This window comes from Pseudomonas sp. MWU12-3103b (genome assembly GCF_023100615.1).
Classification (GTDB): domain Bacteria; phylum Pseudomonadota; class Gammaproteobacteria; order Pseudomonadales; family Pseudomonadaceae; genus Aquipseudomonas; species Aquipseudomonas putida_A.
The window spans coordinates 1-25,903 of the sequence record NZ_JALMEY010000010.1 but is presented as its reverse complement, the minus strand read 5'-3'; the positions used below and the strand labels follow the sequence as shown (position 1 = coordinate 25,903).

23 protein-coding genes and 1 pseudogene are annotated in these 25,903 nt (G+C 62.6%); 14 read left to right on the top strand and 10 right to left on the bottom strand.

The genetic code is table 11. The features are described from left to right. Positions 1-152 precede the first annotated feature (152 nt). Entirely contained in the window at positions 153-890 is a 738-nt protein-coding gene (locus M0808_RS16315) for a TorF family putative porin (protein ID WP_247841872.1), read from the bottom strand. A 185-nt stretch (positions 891-1,075) separates the two neighbouring features. Then, the gene (locus M0808_RS16310) at positions 1,076-2,818 is read right to left on the bottom strand and encodes an amidohydrolase (RefSeq protein ID WP_247841871.1); all 1,743 of its coding nucleotides are present in this window, start codon (positions 2,816-2,818) and stop codon (positions 1,076-1,078) included. 103 nt (positions 2,819-2,921) lie between these two features. Here M0808_RS16310 and M0808_RS16305 point away from each other — a divergent pair, with 103 nt between their 5' ends. The 8 genes from M0808_RS16305 (at position 2,922) to M0808_RS16270 (ending at position 11,620) form a co-directional block, all read left to right on the top strand. Then, entirely contained in the window at positions 2,922-3,839 is a 918-nt protein-coding gene (locus tag M0808_RS16305) for a LysR family transcriptional regulator (protein ID WP_247841870.1), read from the top strand. 38 nt (positions 3,840-3,877) lie between these two features. Further along, positions 3,878-4,495 (top strand): transcriptional repressor LexA, encoded by a 618-nt coding sequence (lexA, locus tag M0808_RS16300; protein WP_247841869.1) that lies wholly within the window; start codon positions 3,878-3,880, stop codon positions 4,493-4,495. After that, on the top strand, positions 4,495-5,112 hold the full coding sequence (gene imuA, locus M0808_RS16295; protein ID WP_007968686.1) for a translesion DNA synthesis-associated protein ImuA: 618 nt from the start codon (positions 4,495-4,497) through the stop codon (positions 5,110-5,112). Before lexA ends, imuA begins: the two co-directional genes overlap by 1 nt. A 7-nt stretch (positions 5,113-5,119) precedes the next feature. Beyond that, complete coding sequence (locus M0808_RS16290; RefSeq protein WP_247841868.1) at positions 5,120-6,535, top strand: DNA polymerase Y family protein; 1,416 nt, start codon at positions 5,120-5,122, stop codon at positions 6,533-6,535. Continuing rightward, entirely contained in the window at positions 6,532-9,609 is a 3,078-nt protein-coding gene (locus tag M0808_RS16285) for an error-prone DNA polymerase (RefSeq protein WP_247841867.1), read from the top strand. The genes M0808_RS16290 and M0808_RS16285 overlap by 4 nt, the downstream gene beginning before the upstream one ends. 271 nt (positions 9,610-9,880) lie before the next feature. Then, positions 9,881-10,567, top strand: coding sequence for a CsgG/HfaB family protein (locus M0808_RS16280; RefSeq protein ID WP_177325722.1), 687 nt, complete (start codon positions 9,881-9,883; stop codon positions 10,565-10,567). Positions 10,568-10,595: 28 nt separating this feature from the next. Next, positions 10,596-10,964 carry a DUF4810 domain-containing protein gene (locus M0808_RS16275; protein ID WP_003225593.1) on the top strand — a complete coding sequence of 123 codons (369 nt, stop codon included), beginning with the start codon at positions 10,596-10,598 and terminating at the stop codon, positions 10,962-10,964. Then, positions 10,961-11,620, top strand: a complete 660-nt coding sequence (locus tag M0808_RS16270; protein ID WP_134786548.1) for a DUF799 domain-containing protein — start codon at positions 10,961-10,963, stop codon at positions 11,618-11,620. Before M0808_RS16275 ends, M0808_RS16270 begins: the two co-directional genes overlap by 4 nt. A gap of 153 nt (positions 11,621-11,773) precedes the next feature. On the opposite strand, the pseudogene M0808_RS16265 reads toward M0808_RS16270, so the two are convergent. Continuing rightward, positions 11,774-11,848, bottom strand: a pseudogene (locus tag M0808_RS16265) (flavin reductase family protein); the annotation flags it as partial. A gap of 124 nt (positions 11,849-11,972) precedes the next feature. Between M0808_RS16265 and M0808_RS16260 the strand changes: the two are divergent. From M0808_RS16260 to M0808_RS16250, 3 genes are all read left to right on the top strand, one after another. Further along, positions 11,973-12,662 carry a GntR family transcriptional regulator gene (locus tag M0808_RS16260; RefSeq protein ID WP_027613675.1) on the top strand — a complete coding sequence of 230 codons (690 nt, stop codon included), beginning with the start codon at positions 11,973-11,975 and terminating at the stop codon, positions 12,660-12,662. Positions 12,663-12,795: 133 nt separating this feature from the next. Beyond that, positions 12,796-14,907 (top strand): hybrid sensor histidine kinase/response regulator, encoded by a 2,112-nt coding sequence (locus tag M0808_RS16255; protein ID WP_247841866.1) that lies wholly within the window; start codon positions 12,796-12,798, stop codon positions 14,905-14,907. 183 nt (positions 14,908-15,090) lie between these two features. Continuing rightward, positions 15,091-17,724 carry an excinuclease ABC subunit UvrA gene (locus M0808_RS16250; RefSeq protein ID WP_247841865.1) on the top strand — a complete coding sequence of 878 codons (2,634 nt, stop codon included), beginning with the start codon at positions 15,091-15,093 and terminating at the stop codon, positions 17,722-17,724. A gap of 919 nt (positions 17,725-18,643) precedes the next feature. On the opposite strand, the gene M0808_RS16245 is transcribed toward M0808_RS16250, so the two are convergent. The 6 genes from M0808_RS16245 to M0808_RS16220 are packed head-to-tail and all read right to left on the bottom strand — an operon-like array spanning position 18,644 to position 24,071. Continuing rightward, positions 18,644-20,587, bottom strand: a complete 1,944-nt coding sequence (locus M0808_RS16245) for a response regulator (RefSeq protein ID WP_247841864.1) — start codon at positions 20,585-20,587, stop codon at positions 18,644-18,646. Next, on the bottom strand, positions 20,577-21,452 hold the full coding sequence (locus M0808_RS16240; protein WP_027613679.1) for an ATP-binding protein: 876 nt from the start codon (positions 21,450-21,452) through the stop codon (positions 20,577-20,579). Before M0808_RS16240 ends, M0808_RS16245 begins: the two co-directional genes overlap by 11 nt. Then, the gene (locus tag M0808_RS16235) at positions 21,445-22,455 is read right to left on the bottom strand and encodes an ATP-binding protein (RefSeq protein WP_247841991.1); all 1,011 of its coding nucleotides are present in this window, start codon (positions 22,453-22,455) and stop codon (positions 21,445-21,447) included. Before M0808_RS16235 ends, M0808_RS16240 begins: the two co-directional genes overlap by 8 nt. Beyond that, positions 22,452-22,856, bottom strand: a complete 405-nt coding sequence (locus tag M0808_RS16230; protein ID WP_139053718.1) for an anti-sigma regulatory factor — start codon at positions 22,854-22,856, stop codon at positions 22,452-22,454. The genes M0808_RS16235 and M0808_RS16230 overlap by 4 nt, the downstream gene beginning before the upstream one ends. Next, on the bottom strand, positions 22,853-23,215 hold the full coding sequence (locus M0808_RS16225) for an STAS domain-containing protein (protein ID WP_095136273.1): 363 nt from the start codon (positions 23,213-23,215) through the stop codon (positions 22,853-22,855). Before M0808_RS16225 ends, M0808_RS16230 begins: the two co-directional genes overlap by 4 nt. Before the next feature lie 4 nt (positions 23,216-23,219). Next, positions 23,220-24,071 (bottom strand): STAS domain-containing protein, encoded by an 852-nt coding sequence (locus M0808_RS16220; protein WP_247841863.1) that lies wholly within the window; start codon positions 24,069-24,071, stop codon positions 23,220-23,222. Positions 24,072-24,321: 250 nt separating this feature from the next. Here M0808_RS16220 and M0808_RS16215 point away from each other — a divergent pair, with 250 nt between their 5' ends. Continuing rightward, on the top strand, positions 24,322-24,591 hold the full coding sequence (locus tag M0808_RS16215; protein ID WP_134786542.1) for a hypothetical protein: 270 nt from the start codon (positions 24,322-24,324) through the stop codon (positions 24,589-24,591). Positions 24,592-24,653: 62 nt separating this feature from the next. Here the strand turns inward: M0808_RS16215 and M0808_RS16210 are convergent, their stop codons facing one another. Beyond that, on the bottom strand, positions 24,654-25,175 hold the full coding sequence (locus M0808_RS16210; protein ID WP_097087254.1) for a DUF4142 domain-containing protein: 522 nt from the start codon (positions 25,173-25,175) through the stop codon (positions 24,654-24,656). A gap of 204 nt (positions 25,176-25,379) precedes the next feature. On the opposite strand from M0808_RS16210, the gene M0808_RS16205 reads away from it, so the two are divergent. Both M0808_RS16205 and M0808_RS16200 read left to right on the top strand, forming a co-directional pair. After that, positions 25,380-25,622 carry a DUF465 domain-containing protein gene (locus M0808_RS16205; RefSeq protein ID WP_027613686.1) on the top strand — a complete coding sequence of 81 codons (243 nt, stop codon included), beginning with the start codon at positions 25,380-25,382 and terminating at the stop codon, positions 25,620-25,622. Between the two features lie 108 nt (positions 25,623-25,730). Continuing rightward, positions 25,731-25,895 carry a hypothetical protein gene (locus M0808_RS16200; RefSeq protein ID WP_166495921.1) on the top strand — a complete coding sequence of 55 codons (165 nt, stop codon included), beginning with the start codon at positions 25,731-25,733 and terminating at the stop codon, positions 25,893-25,895. Positions 25,896-25,903 lie beyond the last annotated feature (8 nt).

The following is a 25,903-nucleotide window of genomic DNA, read 5'->3' as shown; positions in this document are numbered from 1 at the left end:
ATTCGTAAACATCCTGTAACAAACACTCATGTCAACGCAAAACCCTGTAGGAGTGAGCCTGCTCGCGATAGCGGTGGGTCGGCCGACATCGTTGTTGAATGCCACACCGCCATCGCGAGCAGGCTCACTCCTACAGTGGGTACTTTGGTGGGTCAGAAGGATTTGCTCACGCTCGCGACCACCGTCGCCGTGCACACATCCTTGAACCCCCAGTTGCTCAGGCACTGGCTCTGCGACAGATCGGTATCGATATAGCTCAGGCCCAACACCACCCCGGCCAGGTTGTGCGTCAGCTTGACCTCCCATTCACGGTAACTGTCCTCGCCATGCCCGGACGCCGAGTACAGGTGCGGGTCCTTGAAGTCCATGTTGCCGTAACGCAGTTTCAGCCCCGAATCGAATGGCAGCCCGGTTTCATAACCGACATAGGTGTAGAGCGAGCTCTGCTTGCTGTCGATCCCCGGCGCATCGCTGGAGTAATACGCCGCCAGCTTCACCCCGTAGACACCGAGAATCCCGTAGACCTCGCTCTGGTTGAACTGGCTTTCCCTGGGGTAGGCGTACTTGAGGTAACCCAGATCGAGGCTGACATCCTCGGTGGCCTGCCACAGCCAGCCGGCGTAGTAATCGACTTCCTGCCGGGTTTTCAGGCCACCGCCAAAATCGACGTTGGAGCTCCAGGCACCCACGTACAGGCCGCTGCTATGGGCCAGGGTCAGACCGGCCTGCACGGCCGGGTCATTTTGGGTTTGCGAGATGCCGCGGGTGCGATAGTCGCTGGCGAGGGTTAGGTCGAGCAGCACGGCGAAATCGTCGTTCAGGGGGATCGCGTAGCTGCTGAGGGGCAATAGGCTCAAGGAACTCAGGGCGAGCAAGGGCAAGGCTTTCATGTGAAGTCCCGGTGTTGTGATTGTTTTAGGGGCTGGAAAATGCAGTGGAAATGCTTGGGTAGGGTGAAAGTCCCTGTGGGAGCGGGCTTGCTCGCGAAGACGATGGGTCAGGTATCGAAATGTTTGCTGACCGGACGCCTTCGGGAGCAAGCCCCCTCCCACAAAAGCGAGGGGGGATCCTGTTGTTATGGGCTGGCGGTGTAGACCTGACGCCCACCAAACCAGGTTTGCAGCACCTGGGTGTCATGCAGGGCTTTTTCGTCGACGCTGAACACGTCGCGGTCGACCACGATGAAATCAGCCTGTTTGCCCGGCGTCAGTGAGCCGATCTGCTGGTCCAGGCCTATGGTTCGCGCCGCGTTGGCGGTATAGGCGTAAAACATGCTTTCGCGATCCAGACGCTCGTCGGCATTCAGCACGCCCAGCGGGCCGACGCGGGTGATGGCCTGGGCCATGGCGTTGAACGGGTTGGGCGACGACACCGGCCAGTCGCTGGCACCGGCAATCGTCGCGCCCTGTTTCAGCAGCGAGTGCGCCGGGTATTGATAACGGAAGGCGAGGGCGCTGACGTAGGGCTTGATCATGTCGGTGGTGTAGTCATCGGCACTGGCCCACAGCAATTGCATCGAGGCGATCACGTTCAGCGGCTTGAAGCGGGCGAACTCTTTCGGATTGACCATCTGCAGGTGCGTGATCGAGTGAGTGATGCCGCTCTGCCGATCCTTGCGCGCACGTTCGATGCCATTGAGTGATTCACGCACCGCACGGTCGCCGATGGCGTGGATGTGCACCAGCCAGCCGCGCTGGTCGATGGCGCTGACCAGCTCGCCGAAATGTTTTGGATCGATCAGCAGTTCGCCCTGTTTGTGCGAGTTGCTGTACGGGTCGATCATCGCCGCGCTCTGCGCCGGGTACTCGATCACGCCGTCGGCGAAGATCTTGACCCCGGGCAGGGTCAGGTTAGGGATGCCCTGAAACTGCTGGCGCACCTTATCCAGCGTGTCGAGGTCGGCGGGCAGGCTTTTCGGGTTGGCTACCAGCAGCGCGGCGACGTGCACGCTCATGTCGCCGCTTTCCGACAGCGCTTTGTAGGCCGGCAGCACGCCGACGGTTTTCTCAGTGGGTTTGAGGGCGAAGACCGGTTCGCCCGGTGCGGCGTTGGCGGCGGGGTCCATCCACGCGGTGATGCCGAGGCTGTTGTTGAAACGCACGGCGGATTTGGCCGCGGTGAGCATATCGGCCGGGCTCGGCACCGGCATTTTCGCGGCCATCCGGTCCCAACCGGCATCGACCAGAAAACCGTTGGGCTCGCCGCTGGCCAGTGCGCCGATCGTGTCTTGTTCCGCAGCGGGCAGGGTCTTGAGCAACGCCGCGTCGATACCGGCGCGCTTGAGCATCACGTTGTTGGCCCACGCGGTGTGGTGATCGCTGCCGGTGAACACCACCGGCACGTCAGCCCATTCGCCGTGGTTGAAGGTCTTGCCCAGCGCTTCGGCCTGCGCCCAGTACGCTGAACTCATGCCGGCAATGCTCAGCACATCGCCATGTCTGGCCTTGCCGTCGTCACGCCAGGCGCGCAAGCGTTTTTCCAGTTCGTCGAGGGCGACGACTTCGTCTTCCATGTTGGCCGAGACCATTTCCAGGCCACCGAAAATCGCGTGGGAATGGCTGTCGATCAAGCCTGGCATCAGCGTCTTGCCGCCGAGGTCGATCACCTGCGTGCCGGGTTCGATCAGCGCCTTGATCTGCGCATCGCTGCCGACTTTCAGCACCTTGCCGTTTTCCACGGCCAGCGCCTGCACCTTTGGTTGCGAGCGGTCGGCGGTGAAAATCATGCCGTTGACCAGTACCAGATCGGTGGCGGCCATGGCTTCCATCGAGGCAAAACTTACAGCGCTCACCAACAGACTCGGGATGAATCTTTTCATTGAAGATTTCCTTGTTATTGCGTCTGATGGCCAGATTAGTGGCTGACACTGGCCGACAGAACGCCTCCCTCACGAAAAACGTTTTTGCCTGAATGGAAAAAGCATGGACAAGCTGGGTGCACTGAAAATGTTCGTGGTTACCGCGCAACTCGGCAGTTTCAGCCGCGCGGCGGAGCAACTGGGCAAGACCCCATCGGCCCTGACCAAAGCGGTCAATCATCTGGAGTCGGAACTTGGCGCGCGGCTGTTCGAACGCAGCACGCGGCGGATTCTGCTCACCGAAATCGGCCGGGTTTATCTGGAAACCGCGCGGCTGGTGTTGCAGCGACTGGAGGAGGCCAGCGAGGAAATCGAGCAGTTGCAGCACGGTCTGCGCGGCAGCCTGAAAATCACCGCACCGCTGGCGTACGGGCGGGCGTTTCTCGATCAGGTGTGTGACGGCTTTTTGCAGCAATACCCGCAGATCAGCCTGCAAGTGGATCTGTGCGACGCGTTCGTCAATCTGCTGGAAAGCGGCTATGACCTGGCCTTGCGCGAGGGCCATGACGACCTGCCGGGGCTGATCGCCCGGGTGGTCGGCAGCAATCGCCTGGCCTTGTGCGGCAGCCCGGACTATCTGGCGCGCAAGGGTTTTCCGGTCACCCCACAAACCCTCGAACAGCATGAATGGCTGCTGTATCAGCACCCGTTGCTCAGCCGCGAGTTCTGGTGGGCCGAGCGCGACGGCCAGCGGCTGAGCCTGCCACAGCCGACGGCGCCGCGCTTGCGCAGCGACAATTACGACCTGCTGCTGGCCAGCGCATTGGCCGGACGCGGCTTGCTGCACACACCGCTGTGGAGCGCCGCGCCGTACATTGCCGACGGACGTCTGGTGCGGGTCATGGCTGATTATGAAATCGACCCGGACAGCTTCGGCCCGCACATTCTCGCGGTGTACCCGAGCCATCGGCGAGCCACGGCCAAGGTCGTCGCATTCATCGATTACATCTCGGCATTTCTGGCCGAGCGTGGATTGAACTGACTGGCGGTCATTGCCAGCAAAAATGCGAAAGAGTACAAATGTACTCCATGACCAATCTGACTCCCCGCCGTACCGCCATCCTGACCTTTATCCGCGAACGCATCGCCGAACACGGTCAGCCCCCAAGCCTCGCTGAAATCAGCGAGGCTTTTGGTTTTGCCTCGCGCAGCGTGGCGCGCAAGCACGTGCTGGCGCTCACCGAAGCCGGGTATATCGAGGTCAATCCGCACCAGGCCCGGGGCATTCGCCTGCTCGGGCAACCCGCGCGGCCGGAGCTGCTGGACATTCCGGTGCTCGGCCGGGTGGCTGCCGGTGCACCGATCGGTGCCGATGCCGACATCCATAACCGCTTGATGCTCGACCCGGCGCTGTTCTCCCGCACTCCTGACTACATGCTGCGGGTGCAGGGCGATTCGATGATCGAGGACGGCATTCTCGACGGTGATCTGGTTGGAGTGAAGCGCAATCCCGAAGCGCTCAACGGCCAGATCGTGGTGGCGCGACTCGACGGTGAGGTGACGATCAAACGCTTCGAGCGTGTCGGCGCTACGGTGCGCCTGCTGCCGCGTAACCCGGCGTACCAGCCGATTGTCGTGCGCGACGATCAGGATCTGGCCATCGAAGGCGTGTTCTGCGGTCTGGTGAGGCAAGGCTGATGGGCGCCGTCGTTGCACTCGATACGCTGTTCAATGGCGGCCAGGTCTGGAAGGGCCGGCCTGCGCCACCGGCGGCCAGCCCGCAACCCACCGGGCATGCCGCGCTGGATGCGGCACTGCCCAGCGGTGGCTGGCCGGAAGCGGCGCTGAGCGAAATCCTCCTGGCCGGCCCCGGGGTTGGCGAGTTGCAACTGGTGTGGCCGACGCTGGCGCGGCTGTCGGCGGCGGGCGAGCGCATCGTGCTGGTGGCGCCACCGTTCGTGCCGTACCCGCAGGCGTGGGCGAACGCCGGGGTCGATCTGCGCCAGTTGTCGGTGATTCAGGCCAGCGAACGCGATGCCTTGTGGGCGGCGGAACAATGCCTGCGTTCCGGCAGTTGCGGCGCGGTGCTGTGCTGGCCGCACAAGGCCGATGACCGTGCGTTGCGGCGTTTGCAGGTAGCGGCAGAAACCGGCCAGACCCTGGCGTTTGCCTGGCGCCCGCTGAGCGAGGCGATCAACCCGTCGCCGGCCGCGTTGCGCATTGCCATCGACGCCAGACCGGCCCAGTTGCGCGTGCTCAAGTGCCGTGGCGGACTGGCGCGCACGGCGCCGATTGCCTTTGCCGTGGGGCACTGAGGTCGTCATGCGCTGGGTGTGTATTCTGTTCCCGCAATTGGCCCTCGACGCCGTGCTGCGTCAGCGTGCCGATCGCGATGAGCCGTTGGTGCTGCTCAGTGGCCCGGCCCAGCGCCGGGTGCTGCAAGCGGTGAATGCAGCGGCGCGCCAGCTCGGCTTGCGCGCCGGCCAGTCGATGACCGCCGCGCAGGCCCTTAGCAAAGGCTTTGCCACCGCCGATTACGACCTCGCCGAGGTCGAGCACTGGCAGCAGTTTCTCGCCGCGTGGGCCTATCGTTTCAGCGCGCAGGTCAGCGTGCATTATCCGCGTACCGTGGTGTTCGAGATCGAGTCGAGCCTGGGCCTGTTCGGCTCCTGGGCGCAGTTCGAAGCGCGGCTGCGCAAGGAGCTGACCGAGCTGGGTTTCCGCCATCGCATCGTCGCCGCACCGAATCCGGTGGCGGCGCGGGTGCTGGCCAACGCCTACGACGGTCTGGTGGTACCTGACGGTGAGGCCCTGCAGCATCACCTCGGAAAGTTGCCCGTCGACCGTGTCGGGCTGGAGCCGCAGGTCGCCACCGCGCTGACGCGCATGGGTCTGCGCAATCTGAACCAGCTGCAGAGCCTGCCGCGTCAGGCCCTGGCCCGGCGCTTCGAAGCGTCGATGCTCAAGCATCTCGACACGTTGTTCGGCGCACGGCCGCTGGCCTTGGCGTTCTATCTGCCGCCGGATCGTTTCGATGTGCGCATCGAACTCAATTTCGACGTGCAATCCCATCAGGCGCTGCTGTTTCCGTTACGCCGCTTGACCGCTGACCTGTCGGCATTCCTCTGCGGACGTGACAGCGGCGTGCAGCGTTTCGACCTGCATCTGGAGCACGCCGGGCTGCCGGACACGCTGATCAAGGTCGGCCTGCTCAGCGCCGAGCGCGATCCGGCGATGCTCTTCGAACTGGCCCGTGGGCGACTGGAACAAGTCCAGGTCGAGGCCCCGGTGCGCGGCTTTCGCCTGCGCGCAGAAGACCTGCCGAGTTTCGTCCCGCAGTTTCAGGAACTGTTCGATGACCGTCCGCAACAGACCTTGCCCTGGGAGCAATTGCGCGAACGCCTGCGTGCACGGCTCGGCGATGACGCGGTGCAGGGCCTGCGCTTTCAGGCCGACCACCGCCCCGAATGTGCCTGGCAGAACGGCGTCGACAAGCAGCGTTGCAGCGGTTTGCCGAGCGTGCAGCGTCCGGGTTGGCTGCTCGGCGAACCGCAGAGCGTCGCCGAAGGTTCGGCGCGGATTCTCATGGGCCCGGAGCGCATCGAATCCGGCTGGTGGGACGGTGACGATGTGCGCCGCGATTACTACCTGATCCAGAACCGCGCCGGTCAGCAGGGCTGGGCCTATCGGGCCGTGGGCGAGGGCGGTCCGTTGTGGCTGCAGGGCTGGTTTGCATGAACCACGACTATGCCGAGCTGCACTGCCTGTCGAATTTCAGTTTCCAGCGCGGTGCCTCCAGTGCCCTTGAGCTGTTTCAGCGGGCGAAAAAACACGGTTATCAGGCGCTGGCGATCACCGACGAGTGCACCCTGGCCGGGATCGTCCGGGCCTGGCAAGCGGCGAAATCGGTGGAGCTGCCGCTGATCATCGGCAGCGAAATCCGCATCGATAACGGCCCGAAACTAATACTGCTGGTGGAGAACCTTGCGGGCTATCAGGCCTTGTGCGGCTTGATCACTCAGGCCCGGCGGCGTACGCAGAAGGGCCAGTACCAGGTGCTGCGCGAGGACTTCAACGAGCCGTTGCCGGGGTTGTTCACCGTGTGGGTGCCGGACAGCATCGATGACGTGGAGGAGGGCCGTTGGCTGAAGCAGACTTTCGGCGAGCGTCTGTATCTGGCGGTGCAGTTGCATCGCGGGCAAGACGATCAGCGGCGGCTGGCGGCACTGCTGGGTCTGGCCGAGCAACTGCAGATCGCCGCCGTGGCCAGCGGCGACGTGCACATGCACGCCCGTGGGCGGCGCGCCCTGCAGGACACCATGACCGCGATCCGCCATCACGTCCCGGTGGCCGAGGCCGGATTGCGCCTGCACCCCAACGGCGAGCGGCATCTGCGTAGCCTCGAGGTGTTGCGCGAGTTGTATCCGCCGGCGCTGCTCGACGCCTCGGTGCAACTGGCGCGGCGCTGCACTTTCGAGCTGAGCGAGTTGCGCTATCAGTATCCGAAGGAGCTGGTGCCGCAGGGGCACACCGGCAGTTCTTGGTTGCGCCAACTGACCGAAGAAGGCATTGCCTGGCGCTGGCCAAAAGGGCCGCAGGCCAAAGTGCTCAAGCAAATCGACGATGAGCTGAAACTGATCGCCGAGCTCGGCTACGAAAGCTACTTCCTCACCGTGCACGACGTGGTGCGCTTTGCCCGCGATCAGCAGATTCTCTGTCAGGGCCGCGGTTCGGCGGCCAATTCGGCGGTGTGTTTTGCCTTGGGTATCACCGAGATCGACCCGGATCGCACCACGCTGCTGTTCGAGCGTTTCATGTCGAAAGAGCGCAACGAGCCGCCGGACATCGACGTCGACTTCGAGCACGAACGCCGCGAAGAAGTCCTGCAATACGTGTTTCGCCGTTATGGCCGGCGGCGTGCGGCGTTGACGGCGGTGGTCAGCACTTACCACGCTGCCGGGGCGGTGCGTGACGTGGCCAAGGCCCTTGGGCTGCCGCCGGATCAGATCAATGCACTGGCCGATTGCTGCGGCCACTGGAGCGACGAAACACCGCCGCTGGCGCGCTTGCTAGAAGGCGGCTTCGACCCCGACAGCCCGGTGCTGCGTCGAGTGCTGAGCCTGACCGGGCAACTGATCGGCTTCCCCCGACACCTGTCGCAGCACCCCGGCGGTTTCGTGATTTCCGAACAGCCGTTGGACACGCTGGTGCCGGTGGAAAATGCCGCCATGGCCGAGCGCACGATCATTCAATGGGACAAGGACGACCTCGATGCGGTCGGGCTGCTCAAGGTCGATATCCTCGCCCTCGGCATGCTCAGTGCGATCCGCCGTTGCTTCGATCTGCTGCGTCGTCATCGCCATCTCGATCTGAGCCTGGCGACGATTCCAGACAAAGACAAACCGACCTACGAGATGATCAGCCGCGCCGACACCATCGGCGTATTCCAGATCGAATCACGGGCGCAGATGTCGATGCTGCCGCGCCTGAAACCGGCGAAGTTCTACGATCTGGTGATCGAGGTGGCGATCGTCCGCCCGGGGCCGATTCAGGGCGGGATGGTCCATCCGTACCTGCGCCGACGCAACAAGGAAGAGCCGACAACCTATCCCTCGCCGGAACTGGAAGTGGTGCTCAAACGCACCCTCGGCGTGCCGCTGTTTCAGGAACAGGTGATGCAGATCGCCATCGTCGCCGCTGACTACAGCCCCGGCGAGGCCGATCAGTTGCGTCGCTCTATGGCCGCGTGGAAACGCCATGGAGGCTTGGAGCCGCACAAGGAACGCCTCGCCGCCGGCATGAAGAAAAACGGCTACACCGAGGAATTCGCCGCGCAGATCTTCGAGCAGATCAAGGGCTTCGGCAGTTACGGCTTTCCCGAATCCCACGCTGCCAGTTTTGCCTTGCTGACCTACGCCAGTTGCTGGCTCAAGTGCCACGAACCGGCGGCGTTCGCCTGCGCGTTGATCAACAGTTGGCCGATGGGCTTCTACAGCCCGGATCAGATTCTGCAGGACGCGTGCCGGCATCAGTTGCAGATCCGTCCGGTGGACGTGCGCGCCAGCGACTGGGATTGCAGTCTGGAACCGATCAGCGGCGCGCAACCGGCGATTCGCATGGGCCTGCGGATGATCAAGGGCTTTCGCGAGGACGACGCCCGGCGCATCGAGGCGGCGCGGGCGCGCGGGGCGTTTGCCGATGTCGCCGATCTGGGCGAGCGGGCCGCGCTCGACAGTCGCGCCCAAGCGTTGCTCGCCGATTCGGGGGCGTTGCGTGGGATGGCCGGCCATCGGCATCGTGCGCGTTGGGAAGTGGCCGGGGTGCAGAAACAGCTGGGCCTGTTTGCCGGTTTGCCAAGTCAGGAAGAACCCGATGTGCTGCTACCCAAACCGAGTGTCGGCGAAGATCTGCAGGCCGATTACGCGACTATCGGCACCACGCTGGGGCCGCATCCGCTGGCGCTGCTGCGTGGCGAACTCAAGGCCCGGCGTTGCCGCAGCTCTCAGGAGTTGCTGGACGTCGAGCATGGTCGGCCGGTGAGCATCGCCGGGCTGGTCACCGGGCGGCAGCGACCGGGCACTGCCAGCGGCGTGACCTTCGTCACCCTCGAAGACGAGTTCGGCAACGTCAACGTGGTGGTCTGGCGCGATCTGGCCGAGCGCCAGCGTCAGGTGCTGGTCGGTTCGCAATTGCTCAAGGTCGATGGCCGCTGGGAGCGGGAGGGCGAAGTTCGACACCTGATCGCCGGGCGATTGAGCGATCTGACTCCGCTGCTCGACGGCATCCGCGTACAAAGCCGCGACTTCCACTAAACCCCAGAACACCACATATCCCCCCTGTGGGAGCGGGCTTGCTCGCGAAGACGGTGTGTCAGTCAGCACAGATGTCTCTGACAGAACGCCTTCGCGAGCAAGCCCGCTCCCACAGGGGGGATTTGTGCGTGCCCAAATTAGCCAATCCATTGGCGTCAAAAATATCTGTCGAGAATGATGGCACTTTGTCATAATGCCGGCCCTTTTCCGCTCCCCACTGCCTTGCCGTGCTGGGACACACCGTTTTTTTCAGAAGGAATGCACAGTGAGAATGATCTCCCGGATGTTGGTCTCAGGCGTTGCGATTGCCGTGCTCGGCACCCTCGCCAGCTCCCTTGCCGGGTGCGCCACCGAAAGCTCCCGCGCACTGCCGGTGGCCAAGGTCGAGAGCGCCACGCAAGTCTGGACCGGTGCTCGCGTGCCGATGGCGGTGGGCAAGTTCGATAACCGCTCCAGCTACATGCGCGGGATCTTCTCCGACGGCGTCGACCGTCTCGGCGGCCAGGCCAAGACCATCCTGATCACTCACTTGCAGCAGACCAACCGTTTCTCGGTACTGGATCGCGACAACATGGGCGAGATCCAGCAGGAAGCGGCGATCAAGGGCCAGGCCCAGCGCCTCAAGGGCGCCGATTACGTGGTCACCGGTGACGTCACCGAGTTCGGCCGCAAGGAAACCGGCGACCACCAGCTGTTCGGCATTCTCGGCCGTGGCAAGACCCAGGTCGCCTACGCCAAGGTCAACCTGAACATCGTCAATATCAGCACCTCCGAAGTGGTGTATTCGACTCAGGGCGCTGGTGAATACGCCTTGTCCAACCGCGAAATCATCGGCTTCGGCGGCACCGCTGCGTACGACTCCACCCTCAACGGCAAAGTCCTCGATCTGGCCATGCGCGAGGCGATCAATCGTCTGGTCGATGGCATGAACGCCGGTGCCTGGAAACCGGCTAACTGATCGTTATTCATTGCAAGGAGCAACACCCATGAATCTGACTTTGTCGCGGTCGCTGCTGGCCCTGACGCTGGCCGCCAGCGCCTTGCTGGCCGGTTGCAGCAGCCCGAAAACCCTGTACCAGTGGGAAGATTACCAACCGCAGGTTTACGAATACTTCAAAGGCGAAGAGCCAAAAGAAGCCCAGGCCGAAGTGCTGGAGCGCGACCTGCAGAAGATCCGCTCCACCGGCAAGGCGGTGCCGCCGGGCTACCACGCGCACCTGGGCCTGCTGTACCTGAGCATGGGCAAGGACGATCAGATGGTGCAGCAGTTCCGCACCGAGAAAGCGCTGTTCCCCGAGTCCGGCCCATACATGGATTTTCTGCTTAAAAACGCCAAGACCGGAGACGCCAAATGATCTCGCGCACCCTGAAACTGCTGGCCGCCGGTTTGGCCCTGACCGTGCTCGGTGGCTGCGTCGCGCCGAAAACCGTGGATTACTCGGCGTACAAACAGGCACGGCCGAAGACCATTCTGGTGCTGCCGCCGCTGAACACCTCGCCGGACGTCAAGGCTTCCTACAGCTTGCTGTCGCAGGTGACGTTCCCATTGGCCGAAGCCGGTTACTACGTGCTGCCGATCACCCTGGTGGACGAAACCTTCCGCCAGAACGGCCTGACCACCCCGGATGACATCCATCAGGCGCCGGCCAACAAGCTCAAGGAAATCTTCGGCGCCGACGCTGCGCTGTACATCACCGTGACCGAGTACGGTACGCGCTACATGGTGATCAGCAGCGAAACCGCGGTAACCGCCACCGCCAAGCTGGTCGATCTGAAATCCGGCACCACGCTGTGGACCGGTTCGGCACGGGCGTCGAGCGAAGAGGGCGGCAATAACAGTGGTGGCGGCCTGGTCGGCATGCTGATCACCGCCGCGGTGAAGCAGGTGATCAACAGTTCGACCGATGCCGGGTATCCGATTGCCGGCGTGGCGAGCAATCGCCTGTTGTCGGCCGGTCAGCGCGCAGGCCTGTTGTACGGCCCGCGTTCGCCGAAATACGGTACGGACTGACAATTACCGGCACGCCTGAAATCCTCTGTGGGAGCGGGCTTGCTCGCGAAGACGGTGTGTCAGTTGGCAAATAAGTGGCTGACACACCGCTTTCGCGAGCAAGCCCGCTCCCACAAGGGGAAGGCGTTTCGCAGCCGATTTATTTGGCGACCGCCAAAACCGCTCGCCACCGCCCGCTGCTTCCGTCCACGCTTGCAATGAGCGGGTCGGCAAATCGAAATCATCCCGCCGACCAATCGTATCCAGACCCTGCATCTCGACGCCGAAGGCGATATCCTGCGCCACACTTATCTGCGCAAACGGCGAATAACGCTGCAACACCGTGTTTGCCCGAGGCTAAAGGAGTGTTCGAATGACCGAGAAGAAACTGGAAACCACGGTCGACCGCGTCTACCAAGGGGTTTACCAGGCGATCAGCAAGCGTTCGCTGCGTCCGGGCATGAAGCTGGGCGAAGCGTCCCTGGCCGAACTGTTCAATGTCAGCCGCACGTCGGTACGCGCCGCGCTCAAGCAACTGGAAGCCGAGGGGCTGGTCACCACCGAGCCGAATAAAGGTGCATCGGTGTCGCTGCCGAGCAACGAAGAGATCCGCTCGCTGTTCGAAACCCGGCGGCTGATCGAAATCGGCATGGTCACCGAACTCTGTCGGCGCAAGGACACCGCCGCCATGCAGGTCTTGCGCGAGCACCTGCTACTGGAGGACGCAGCCCACGCGGCAGGCGATCACGAGCAACTGATTTACCTGCTCGGCGAGTTCCACCTCAAACTGGCGCGCAGCCTCAACAACCCGGTGCTGCTCGACTGGTTCCAGAAGCTGATTTCCCGCGCCTCGCTGTATGTCGCTGCACTGGATGACGACAGCCATGAAGCCTGCCGTGACAACGAACATCTGCGCCTGATCGAATACATCGAGGCGGGCGACCAAAGCGCCGCCATCGAACTGACCTGCACGCATTTGAACGGCATCGAGAAGGCGATTCTCGACGTCGCGGCGAAGATGAAAACTGGCTACCATCCGCTCAAGCACCTGATCGGGGTCTGATCCGGGCCTGGTCTGAAATCGGCTATACCTCTAATGAAACCATTACGGCCGATGAGGCTCGAAACAGACGGGCGTCGCGGCGTTCTGCCGTCGCGATGTATCGGGCAAACACCACAGGACACCGAGTCAATCGATGCAGTTTTTATCCGATAGCCACGGTTGTGACGGCTGGAAAGGCGAGATGGCCGAACGCATTTGCGCGTTCGACTGGCGCCTCACCGAACTCGGCCCGCTCGACACCTGGCCTGCGAGCTTGTGCAGCACCGTGCAATTGATGCTGGCCTCGCCCTTGCCGATGGTCATGCTCTGGGGCCACGCCGGCTACATGATCTACAACGACGCCTACTCGCAGTTTGCCGGTGGCCGCCACCCCTATCTGTTGGGGGTGCCGGTGGAGCTGGGCTGGCCGGAAGTCGCCGAGTTCAACCGGCATGTGGTCGACACCTGTCTGGCGGGCGGCACCTTGTCCTACCGCAACAAGGAACTGGTGCTGTTGCGCGATGGCGTGCCCGAAGATGTCTGGATGGATCTGTATTACAGCCCGGTGGCCAACGATGACGGCGTGCCTTCCGGAGTGATGGCGATGGTGGTCGAGACCACCGAGTTGGTGCGCTCCGAGCGCCTGCGTCAGGCGGCAGAAGACGCTTATCGGGCCGACAACGAACGGGTGCGTCTGGCGCTGAATGCCGGGGCCTTGCTTGGCTCGTTCGTCTGGGACGTGAAGAACAATGTGCTGTCGGCCGACGAGCGTTTCGCCCGGACCTTTTGCTATCCGCCGGAGCAGGATCTGAGCAACCTGCCGCAATCCTTGACTGAGTCGCGGATCCACCCGGACGACCTGGCGTGGGTGCATGATCGGGTCAGTCATTCGCTGCAGACCGGTGAGCCGTACAACGCTGAATATCGCGTGCGGCGCGCGGACGGCAGCTACCTGTGGGTGCTCGCCAGTGGCGCCTGCGAGTTCGACGAACACGGCGCGCCGTTTCGTTTTCCCGGGGTGTTGATCGACATCCATGAACGCAAGATTGCCGAAGAATCCCTGCTCAAATTCACGCGCAACCTGGAGCAGCGGGTGGCTAACGAAGTGGATGCCCGGCTGGCGGCGGAAGAGCAATTGCGTCAGTCGCAGAAGCTTGAAGCCATCGGCGGACTGACCGGCGGCGTGGCCCACGACTTCAACAACCTGCTGCAGGTAATTGCCGGCAACCTGCATTTGCTGGCGCGGCATGAACCGGACAATGCCAACGTGCAACGCCGGGTCAGCGCCTCGCTGGCGGCGGTCGAGCGCGGCGCCAAGCTGTCGTCGCAACTGCTCGCTTTTGCCCGGCGCCAACCGTTGTCACCGGCGGTGTGCGATCCGCGGCAGATCTTCGACGGCGTCGGAGAATTGCTACAGCGCGCGTTGGGCGAAACCATTCAGATCGACGTGCAATTGCCGCAGGACCCGTGGCATATCAACGTCGACCGCAATCAACTGGAAAACGCCATTCTCAATCTGGCGATCAACGCCCGGGACGCGATGAAAGGCGAGGGCACGATTGTTCTCAGTGCCATTAATACTCGGCTGGACAGCACTTTTTGCGCGGGCAAAGGCATCGTCGCCGGCGATTTCGTGCGGGTGGTGGTCGGCGATACCGGCGTCGGTATTGCGCCGCAAATGCTCGAGCAAGTGTTTGAGCCATTCTTCACCACCAAGGCCGACGGCCAGGGCACCGGGCTCGGTCTGAGCATGGTGTTCGGCTTCGTCAAACAGAGTGGTGGCCACGTCGAGATCGACAGCACCGTGGGCGAAGGCACGCGGGTGCAACTGTACTTTCCGCGCAGCCTGCGTCCGGTTCTCGATGAGACGCCGAGCGTCGACCTGCAACAGGGCGGCGGCCACGAAACCATTCTGGTGGTTGAAGACAACGACGCGGTGCGCGCCTCGGCAGTGGAGTTGCTGCGCGAGGAAGGCTACCGCGTACTGACTGCGAGCAATGGCGACGTGGCAATGCAGTTGCTGCTGGACGGCGCGCAAGTGGATCTGATTTTCACCGACGTGGTGATGCCGGGGCTGATCAAAAGCTCTGATCTGGCGGCGTGGGCCAAGGTGCAGACGCCACCGGTGGCGGTGCTGTTCACCTCCGGTCACACCCGCGACATCATTTCGCGCAACCACCAGTTGAGCCCGGACACGCACTTGCTGGGCAAACCGTATGGCCCGGAGGCGTTGTTGCAGATGATTCGCTCGGTGCTGAGTGCCTAACTGGCGAATTCCCGATTCCCTGTGGCGAGGGGATTCATCCCCGATGGAGTGCGCAGCACTCCCCAGCATTTTTCCAGCTATATGGAATTTGCAGTGACTGCGCCGGCTGCGCCGCCGATCGGGGATAAATCCCCTCACCACAGGGTTCAACTTCGCCCCCCATTTTTCTGCAGGGACCGCCCAATGACTTCCAAGCGTAATTCCAAAGCACCCGCCGGCATGGTCCGGGTGCGTGGCGCCCGCGAACACAATCTGAAGAATGTCGACGTCGATATCCCCCGCGACGCGCTGGTGGTGTTCACCGGGGTTTCGGGTTCGGGCAAGTCGTCGCTGGCCTTTTCGACCTTGTACGCCGAAGCCCAGCGGCGTTATTTCGAATCTGTGGCGCCGTATGCGCGGCGACTGATCGATCAGGTCGGGGTGCCGGATGTCGACTCCATCGAAGGCCTGCCGCCCGCCGTGGCCCTGCAACAGCAGCGGGGTACGCCGAGCACGCGTTCGTCGGTGGGCAGCGTGACCACCTTGTCGAGCCTGATCCGCATGCTCTATTCCCGCGCCGGCAGTTACCCGCCGGGGCAGCCGATGCTCTATGCCGAGGATTTTTCGCCGAACACCCCGCAAGGCGCGTGCCCGGAGTGCCACGGTCTGGGCCGGGTCTACGAGGTGACCGAGGCACTGATGGTGCCTGATCCGAACCTGACCATCCGCCAACGCGCCGTGGCCTCCTGGCCGCTGGCGTGGCAAGGGCAGAACCTGCGCGACATCCTCGTGACCATGGGCATCGACGTCGACATCCCCTGGAAGAAACTGCCGAAAAAGCAGCGTGACTGGATTCTGTTCACCGAAGAAACCCCAACCGTGCCGGTGTACGCCGGGCTGACCCCGGAGGAAACCCGGGTCGCCCTCAAGCGCAAGATGGAACCGAGTTATCAGGGCACCTTCACCGGCGCCCGCCGTTACATCCTGCACACCTTTACCCACTCGCAAAGTGCGCTGATGAAGAAGCGCGTTTCGCAGTTCATGCTTGGCAGCCCGTGCCCGTTGTGCGACGGCAAGCGCCTGAAGCGTGAAGCGTTGTCGGTGACCTTTGCCGGTTACGACATCGGTGAACTGTCGCAGATGCCACTGCTGCAAGTGGCCGAAGTATTGAAGCCCGTGGCTGCGGCGACCTATCTGCAGCAGGCCGAAGAAAGCGGAGAAACCCTCAGCCATGCGCAAACCCGCGAGGCGCGCCAGCAGCGCGTGGCCCACGGTGCCAGCGGCCACGCCAGTGCGCCGGACGTGCGCCACACGCCGAACCTGTCGCTGGAAAAACGTCTGGCGGCGCAGCGGATTGCCGAGGACTTGCTGGAGCGGGTCAGCACCCTGACCGATCTGGGCCTCGGTTATCTGGCGCTGGAGCGCAGCACGCCGACGTTGTCGTCCGGCGAGCTGCAGCGCCTGCGCCTGGCGACGCAATTGGGCTCGCAACTGTTCGGCGTGATCTACGTGCTCGACGAGCCATCCGCCGGTCTGCATCCGGCCGATGGCGAGGCGCTGTTCGAAGCCTTGCAGCGCTTGAAGACCGATGGCAATACGCTGTTTGTGGTCGAGCACGATCTGGAAACCATGCGCCGCGCCGACTGGCTGATCGACGTCGGCCCGGCGGCGGGTGAGAAGGGCGGACAGGTGTTGTACAGCGGCCCGCCGGCCGGGCTGGCCGAGATCGACGAATCGCAGACCCGCGCCTATCTGTTTGCCGAGAGCCAGCGGCAGACCCGCACCGCGCGCAAGCCGAGCGGTTGGCTGAAACTCGATGGCATCAGCCGCAATAACCTGCACAACCTCAGCGCTGAATTTCCCTTGGGCTGCTTCACCTCGGTCACCGGGGTTTCCGGTTCGGGCAAGTCGAGTCTGGTCAGTCAGGCGTTGCTCGAACTGGTCGGCGCGCAACTCGGGCGGCCGCTGGTTGAGGACGAGCCGGAAGAGCTCAGCCTCGAAGACGATGCGCCGCAGGCCAGCAGCGGTCAGGTGACGGCGGGGCTGGAGTCGATCAAACGCCTGGTGCAGGTCGATCAAAAGCCCATCGGCCGCACGCCACGTTCGAATCTGGCGACCTACACCGGGCTGTTCGACAACGTGCGCAAACTGTTCGCCGCCACGCCCGAGGCACGGGCGGCGGGGTATGACGCCGGGCAGTTTTCCTTCAACGTCGCCAAGGGTCGTTGCCCGACCTGCGAGGGTGAAGGTTTTGTCAGCGTCGAGTTGCTGTTCATGCCGAGCGTGTATGCGCCGTGCCCGACCTGTCATGGCGCGCGCTACAACCCGCAGACCCTGGCGATTCAGTGGCAAGGCTTGAGCATTGCGCAGGTGCTGCAACTGACCGTGGAAGAGGCGGTAGAAGTGTTCAACGAGCAGCCGGGGATTCGTCGTTCACTGGAGGTGCTGCGTGACATCGGCCTCGGTTATCTGCGGCTCGGCCAACCTGCCACCGAGTTGTCAGGCGGTGAGGCGCAACGGATCAAACTGGCCACTGAGCTGCAGCGCAATCAGCGCGGCGCGACCCTGTATGTGCTGGATGAACCGACCACCGGACTGCATCCGCGGGACGTCGATCGGCTGCTGGAGCAGCTGGACAACCTGGTCACGGCAGGGCACACGGTGATCGTCGTCGAGCATGAAATGCGCGTAGTCGCACAGAGTGACTGGGTGATCGACATCGGCCCGGGGGCTGGTGATCAGGGCGGCAAAATCGTCGCCGCCGGCACGCCGCAGAAAGTTGCCGCGAGCAAGAAGAGCCGCACGGCACCGTTTCTGGCCAGGGCCTTGAACCAATAACCGCGGCGATCCCACTGGCCCCATCGCCAGCAAGCTAACTCCCACAGGTTTGCGGTGTGCACAAGGCTGGTGATCACCACAGCCCCAATGTGGGAGCGGGCTTGCTCGCGAAAGCGGTGTGTCAGGCAATAGAGATGCTGGCTATACCGACGCCTTCGCGGGCAAGCCCGGCTCCCACAGGTTTTGCGGTGTGCACAAGGCTGGTGATCAACACAGCTCCAGTGTGGGAGCGGGCTTGCTCGCGAAAGCGGTGTGTCAGGCAACGAGATGCTGGCTATACCGACGCCTTCGCGGGCAAGCCCGGCTCCCACAGGTTTTGCGGTGTGCAAAAGGCTGGTGATCACCACAGCTCCAGTGTGGGAGCGAGCTTGCTCGCGAAAGCGGTGTGTCAGGCAACGAGATGCTGGCTATACCGACGCCTTCGCGGGCAAGCCCGGCTCCCACAGGTTTTGAGGTGTACAAAAGGCTGGTGATCAACACAGCTCCAGTGTGGGAGCGGGCTTGCTCGCGAAAGCGGTGTGTCAGGCAATAGAGATGCTGGCTATACCGACGCCTTCGCGGGCAAGCCCGGCTCCCACAGGTTTTGCGGTGTGCACAAGGCTGGTGATCACCACAGCCCCAATGTGGGAGCGGGCTTGCTCGCGAAAGCGGTGTGTCAGGCAACGAGATGCTGGCTATACCGACGCCTTCGCGGGCAAGCCCGGCTCCCACAGGTTTTGCGGTGTACAAAAGGCTGGCGATCAACACGCCCCAATGTGGGAGCGGGCTTGCTCGCGAAATCGGTGTGTCAGGCAACGAGATGCTGGCTATACCGACGCCTTCGCGGGCAAGCCCGGCTCCCACAGGTTTTGCGGTGTGCAAAAGGCTGGTGATCACCACCAATCCAGTGTGGGAGCGGCTTGCTCGCGAAAGCGACGGGTCAGGCACCATCAAGCGTGCGGCGGACCTTGTCCAGCAGTTCGCTGATCTGGAACGGTTTGACCAGCATTTCCATGCCGCTGCCGAGGAACACCTGGCGATTGATCGCGGTCTCGGCATAACCGGTCATGAACAGAATCGGCAGGCTTTCACGCCAGCCCCGCGCCACGTCCGCCAGTTCCCGGCCGCTCATGCGCGGCAGGCCGACGTCGCTCAGCAGCAGGTCGATCGTCGGGTCATTCTGCAAGCGCTCCAGCGCGGTTTCGATATCCGCCGCCTGCGTGCAGCGGTAACCCGCGTCTTCCAGCACTTCGGTGACGAACATACGCACTGCCGGCATGTCTTCGACAATCAGGACATGCTCGCCGGCACCCTGCGGATCCACCTTCGGCGCCGGGATGTCGGCGCCGGTCGGATCGTTCGTCGCCGGCAGCATGATGGTCACTTCGGTGCCACGCCGTGCCACGCTGCGGATGTGCGCATCGCCACCGGACTGGCGGGCGAAACCGTAAATCGTCGACAACCCCAGACCAGTACCCTGGCCCAGCGGTTTGGTGGTGAAGAACGGGTCGAACACCTTGTCGATCACACTGTGCTCGATACCGGTGCCGTCATCGCGCACCGACAGCGCGACATACGCACCATCGGCCATGTTCGGGTCGCCGTGGGAATACGCGGCATAGGTGTTGACCCAGATATTGCCGCCTCGGGGCAGCGCATCCCGGGCGTTGATGACCAGATTCAGCACCGCGCTTTCCAGCTGCACGGGATCGACCAGGGCAATCGCCGGTTTGTTGGTCAGTTCAAGCTTGAGAGTGATGCGTTCGCCGATGGTGCGCACCAGCAATTCTTCCAGCGAGCGCACCTGCTCATTGATGTCCACCGGCCGGGTATCCAGTGGCTGTTGGCGGGCGAAGGCCAGCAGACGATGAGTGAGCGAAGCCGCACTCATCGCTGAATTCAGCGCTGCTTCAGCATAGAGCTGCACTTTGTCGGGCCTGGCATCGGCCATGCGTTTCTGGATCAGTTCGAGGCTGGTGATGATCCCGGTCAGCAGATTGTTGAAGTCGTGGGCGATGCCTCCGGTGAGCTTGCCCAGTGCGTCCATTTTCTGCACTTGCAGCAACTGCGATTCGGCGCGCACCCGCTCGGCGACTTCTTTGGCCAGTTGTGTGGTGGTGTCGTCCAGCTGTGCCAAGTGCGAGCGTTCGCGGTGGCGATGCTCGGTGACGTCTTCGACGAATACCAGGCTCAGCTGCGGCGTGCGGTACGGCGAAATCTGCCACTCGGTTTCGCGGACCTCGCCCTGTACGCGCATGTTCAACGTGCCTTTCCAGCGCTCGCCATCGACCAGCCGCAGGCGCAACTCGTTGAGGATCGCGCCCTGGTCTTGGTCAAAGCACTCGCTGAGAGTTTCCGGGTTGCGGTTGTCCTGAATCATCTGCGCGAAGGCGTGGTTGCACTCGTGCACCTTCAGGTTGGCATCAAGCACGGCAATCGGCGCCGAGACATTGACGAAAATCTCGCGGAAGCGGGCCTCGCTCTCGCGCAGCGCGTTTTCGGTATCACGTACCCGCAGCAGAGTGCGCAGGGTCGCCAGTAGCACGTCCGGGTCTACCGGGTGAATCAGGTAGGCGTCGGCCCCGGCGTTCAGGCCGGTGATGATGTCGCCGGTCTGGATCGACGCCGCAGACACGTGGATCACCGGCAGCAGCGCGGTGCGTGCATCAGCACGCAAGATGCGCACGATGTCGAAGCCGCTCATGTCCGGCAGGTTGACGTCGAGGATCAGCGCATCGAGTGGCTCGCTCGCGATCAGCGCCAGGCCTTCGCTGCCGGTGCCGGCCTCCAGCACCTCGTAGTCATGGCGCTCCAGGCGCCGGCGCAAGGCGTAGCGGGTGGCGGCGTTGTCGTCGACGATCAATAGACGGATGTCACGTTTCATCGACGTTCTCCAAGGCGAGCGCCAGCGGAATGATCACGAAAAAGGTCGAGCCGACCCCCGGCGTGCTGTCCATCCCGACCTCGCCGCCGAGCAGGGCAGCGAAGCGCTTGCACAAGGACAAGCCGAGGCCGGTGCCGCGCAGACGTTTCTGCAGCGGCGAGTCGACCTGGGAGAAGTCCTCGAACAATGCACCGTGCAGCTCCGGCGCGATACCGATCCCGGTGTCGCTGACGGCAAAACGTACTTTGTCCGAGCCTTCCAGGCGCGCCGAAACCCGCACTTCACCGCGGGTGGTGAATTTCAGCGAGTTGGAAATGAAGTTGCGCAGAATCTGCCCGAGTTTTTTGTCGTCGGTGTACAGGCGTGGCAGGCCGACCGGCTCTTCGAAAATAAGGTCCACCGCCGACGCATCGACGATCGGCCGGAACATCCCGCGCAGGGCGGAGAACAGGTCGAACATGTCGAACCATGCCGGGGAAATAGTGATCCGCCCGGCTTCGATCTTCGCCAGATCGAGCAAGTCATCGACCATGTCGCTGAGTTCACGCGCGGCGCTGCTGACGAACGCCACCTGCTTGTGCTGCTCGGGGCTGAGCGGGCCGTCGAGTTCGTCAGCCAGCAGGCTGTTGATGCTGAGGATCGAGCCCAGCGGGGTGCGGAACTCATGGCTCATGTACGACAGAAAGCGGCTTTTCAGGTCCGAAGCCTGCCTCAGTTCTTCCGCCTGGGTGTCGAGTTCGGCGTAGAGCGCCAGCACGCCCTGGTTGGTCTCGTCGAGTTCTGCGCGCAGGGCGGCGGTCTCGCTCTGCAATCGGGCGATCAGCGCAGCCTGTTCGGCGGCATTCAGGGTTGGCGACTCAGCCATGGGCGGCCTCCAGGGCAACGACCAGTACTGTGACGTCGTCGCGCCCGCGACAGAAGTCACGGTGCAGGACGCTGGCTATCACCGCCGGATGGCGGTGCACCAGACCGGGGTAGTCTTGAATATTCCAACGGGACTGCAAGCCGTCGCTGTACATGATCAATAGATGTCCGTTCACGTGAGCATAGTCAAAAGGCTGGGCTTTCCGGTATTGGCCGCCGACGATGCCCGGGTGCGAGGCCAGGCCCCGCGACTTGTCGGCGGTGATCAGGCTGGCGCCGATGTTGCCCACGCCAGTAAAGGTCAGGCCGTCGCGGGCGGCATTGAACTGGGCGAACGCGGCGGCGCCGCCACGGCTGCCGATCATGTCGCGGTGCATATCCTCCATCAGCAGCACCGGACTGGCGAACGGGGTCTCGGCGAACACCCGTTCGCCGGCCTTGGCCGCGCGTTCGGCATCCTCACCGTGGCCGAGGCCGTCGATCACCAGCGCACTGACATTCGCGCCGTTGTACGCCAGGTGCCAGGTGTCGCCGCACGCCGGGTCGTTGTGCAACGAGTGCTGGCTGACGCCGTAGCGCAAGTCCGGTTGGCGGTCGCCGCGCGGATATAGACGCGCCAGCAGCACCGCGCCACGGGCGTCGGCGTGCACGTCAAACACTTCGGTCTGGCGCGCCACCGCACCCAGACCGATGCCCTGTGTGCCGCCGGTGGAAAAACCGTCGGTCAGGCAGGCGTCCAGGTCAAAGCCCTGGGCGCGATCGATCGCGAGCATTTCGATGCCGAATCCACCGGGACGCGGCAACAGACGCAGGTGAACTTCGCCGCGGCTGGCATGTTTGAGCACGTTACTGGCCAGTTCGGTGGCGACCAGCGCCACCCGCCCGGCATCGGTTGCATCAAAGCCGTGTTGCTCGGCGAGCCGCTGCGCGGTGCGCCGGGCATGGCCGATCTGGCTGCTGTCTTCGATCAGCAGCACCTGGGTCAGTGACCCCGCGATATTCATGTCCATCGGGTGATCGTTATTCGGGTGCCCTTGCCAGGCTCGGTGTCCAGTTCGAACTCGTCCACCAGCCGCTTCGCGCCGGTCAGGCCCAGACCCATGCCGCTGCCGGAGGTCCAGCCGTCGGTCATCGCCAGTTTGATATCGGCAATACCGGGGCCTTCGTCACGGAACGTCAGGCGCAGACCGACCTTGTGATCTTCATCGAGAATCTGCCAGTCCATGTCGCCGCCGCGACCGTACACCATGGTGTTGCGGGCCAGCTCGCTGACCGCCGTGACCATTTTGGTCAGGTCGATAAGGCGCATCCCGCATTCGGTGGCGAGTTTGCGGGCGGTCTGGCGTGCGAGCACGACATCCTGCTCGATATGGATGGGTTGAGTACCGCTGCTGCGTACGGTCATTGCCGGTCTACTCGTTCCTGCAGCAGTTTCATCCCGCGCTCGACGTTCAGTGCGGTGCTGACGCCGGGCAGGGTCAGGCCGAGTTCGACCAGGGTGATCGCCACGGCCGGCTGCATGCCGACCAGCATGGTTTCGGCGTCCATGATTTTCGACAGCCCGGAGATGGTGCTGATCATCCGGCCAATGAACGAGTCGACCATGTCCAGCGCCGAGATATCGATCAGCACACCGCGAGCCGAAGTGTTGCTGATGCGCTCGGACAAGTCGTCCTGCAACGTGAGGGCGAGTTGGTCGTGCATGTCGACCTGAATGGTCACCAGCAGGAACTTGCCCATTTGAAGAATCGGGATACGTTCCATCGGCTCAGACCGCTTTGCCGAGGCTGATGCCCAGGCGGGAGAGGGCGAGCTTCAGTGCATCGGCAAGATTGGCCTTGGTCACCACGCCTTGCAGGTCGAGGCCCAGGTGGACGATGGTCTGAGCGATTTGCGGACGCACGCCGCTGATGATGCAGTCGGCGCCCATCAGGCGAATCGCGGTCACGGTTTTCAGCAGATGCTGGGCAACCAGGGTGTCGACGGTCGGGACGCCGGTGATGTCGATGATGGCGATTTCCGAACCGGTGTCGACGATGCGTTGCAGCAGCGATTCCATCACCACTTGGGTGCGTTGCGAATCGAGGGTGCCGATCATCGGCAGCGCCAGGACGCCGTCCCACAGTTTGACCACCGGCGTGGAGAGCTCCAGCAGTTCTTCCTGTTGGCGTTTGATCACCGCTTCACGCGACTTCTGGAAGGTGCGGATGGTGTGCATGCCGAAGGCGTCGAACAGTTCGGAGATTTCCCAGAGTTGTTCGGCGAGCAGCGCTGGCTGTTCTTTATAGTGCGCTTGCAGCAGGGCAAACAGCGGGCCCTTCAGGGCGAAGATGAAACTGGCAGTCTGCTGCGAATCCTGACCGAGCTGGGCACGGCTGTGGGAGAGCTTTTCGAGGAACTGGCGGGTGACTTCCCAACCCGGCGCATTGATGTTGGTGCCGTTGTCATCCTGCAGGCCATTGATCACCAGTTGCAGGAATTCGCTGGTCTGTTGTTGCAGGTCATGGTCTTTGAGATTGCGGGTGGCGCCGCTGGCTTCCAGGCCGTTGATCCATTCGCTCAGCAGTTGTGGTTGTTTGTTTTTCATCGCATCGAATGTGCTGTTCTGCAGTGCTGCCATGTGCCTGTTGCTCCGTAGCGTATTGGGGCCGGTTCTGTAAAAAGTGACCGGTGCGAAGTCAGTGACCTTTGCCGTTCGAAATAGTTGTTCGGTTGCTCAGGGATATTTTTGATCCGGCGCAAGGAATGCCCCGATAACTCTAGTCGGCGCCCCTGAACTCAGCGATGTTTTGAACGTTGGCACCGTAGCGGCTTCGAATATACGAGGCCGACGGGTCTGAGTCGCGCCAGCATTGAAAAACGAGGTGGCTATGAACGAGCAATCGCAACAGCAGCAGAAACCGGACGCCGAACCGATCAATCGCAACGACCCGGCCATCGATCCGCAAGTGCCGGGGCAGAACCCGCCAACGCAACCCTCGGGTGGCACCGAGCAGGCGCAGAGCGCCGATCCGGTGGTGGACCAGAAGAACAAACACACCGATAACGACAACGAATTCAGCCCCGGTTTCGAACCTGAGCCCGATCGTCCGAAGCCCGGTGAAGAAACCGATGCCGACATCGATACTGACGGCGGTTGATCGCGCTGAAACGAAAAAAGGCCGCATTAATCAATGCGGCCTTTTGCTGTACAGCGCCCGGGTTACTTGCTCGGGTGCTTGGCTTGCAGCTCTTTGGCCGCGGTCAGGTGTTTTTCCAGCGCCGGCAACATTTTCTGTGCGAAGGCCTTTAGTTCGGGAGCGCCTTTGACTTTGTCGTCGGTGACGGTGTTGGCTTCTTTCTTGAACAATTCGATGGTTTCTTCGTGGGCCTTGACCTGGTTGTTGGCGTAGGCCGCGTCGAAGGATTCATCGCGCATGTCGAGGATCTTTTCCTTGGCCTGCTTGACCAGAGTCGTGGTGTCCGGGACTTCGATGTCATTGGCCTTGGCAATGCTGGCCAGCTCATCGTTGGCCTTGCTGTGGTCGGTGATCATCATGTTGGCGAACGCCTTGATGTCGGCCGACTGACTTTTTTCCAGGGCGAGGCGACTGGTCTCGATCTCCGCGATGCCACCGGCAGCGGCGTTGTCGACGAAGTCGTTGGAAGTGGCGGCGAAGGCACTGCCCATGCCGCTGCTCAGAGCGACAGCCAGAACGAGATGACGCAGGTTGAATCCGTCCATTGATGTATCTCCACACAGGTTTTTGTTGACGTTATGCAATGGAGGGAGCACAGCGGAAAAAGGTTTGATCGCGTTTCCGACAGGGCGACGAACGGCAACCGCTGGTCTGACAGGTGGTCGACAGAACGGCCCGACCAAGGCCATTCTGATAACTGCCAGCGCAATCGGTCGCGTTGGTTGCCGATCAACTGACGGAGGTGTTCCATGCCGGTGACTCATGACCTGTATCAGGACTTGAAGCTAACGAAGGAAGAGGTCCAGCAAAAACGCACCGAGGATCCATTTCTGGATGCACTGATCAACAAGTATTCCCAGGCGGACGCCGAAGTAGTCAAGGCCGAGACGGCGACCTCGGATGCACCCAGCGATGACACCCTGAAGAAACTCAAAGAGAAACGCTTGCAGGTCAAAGACAAGATCGTCGCGCAGTTGCAGGCTCGATCCTGACCGTCAGTCGCTTCACCGCTTCAAAATGGTGAAATGACTGAACGCCGCCCCTGACCGGCACCTCGAATGTACAGAGTCTTCACTCAGTGACTCTTTGCGAGGTGCCACATGAACACACCCAGATTCCCCAGTGAAGAGCAGGGCGGTTTCGACCCGGTTCCTACTCACCCTGAGCCCAACAGCCCGGCACACACCACCACTTTTCCTGAAGAGCCGGACGAAGATCTTCCTGAAGACGAAGATCCGGACAAATTCGACAGATCCGGTAACTGACAGTCCGA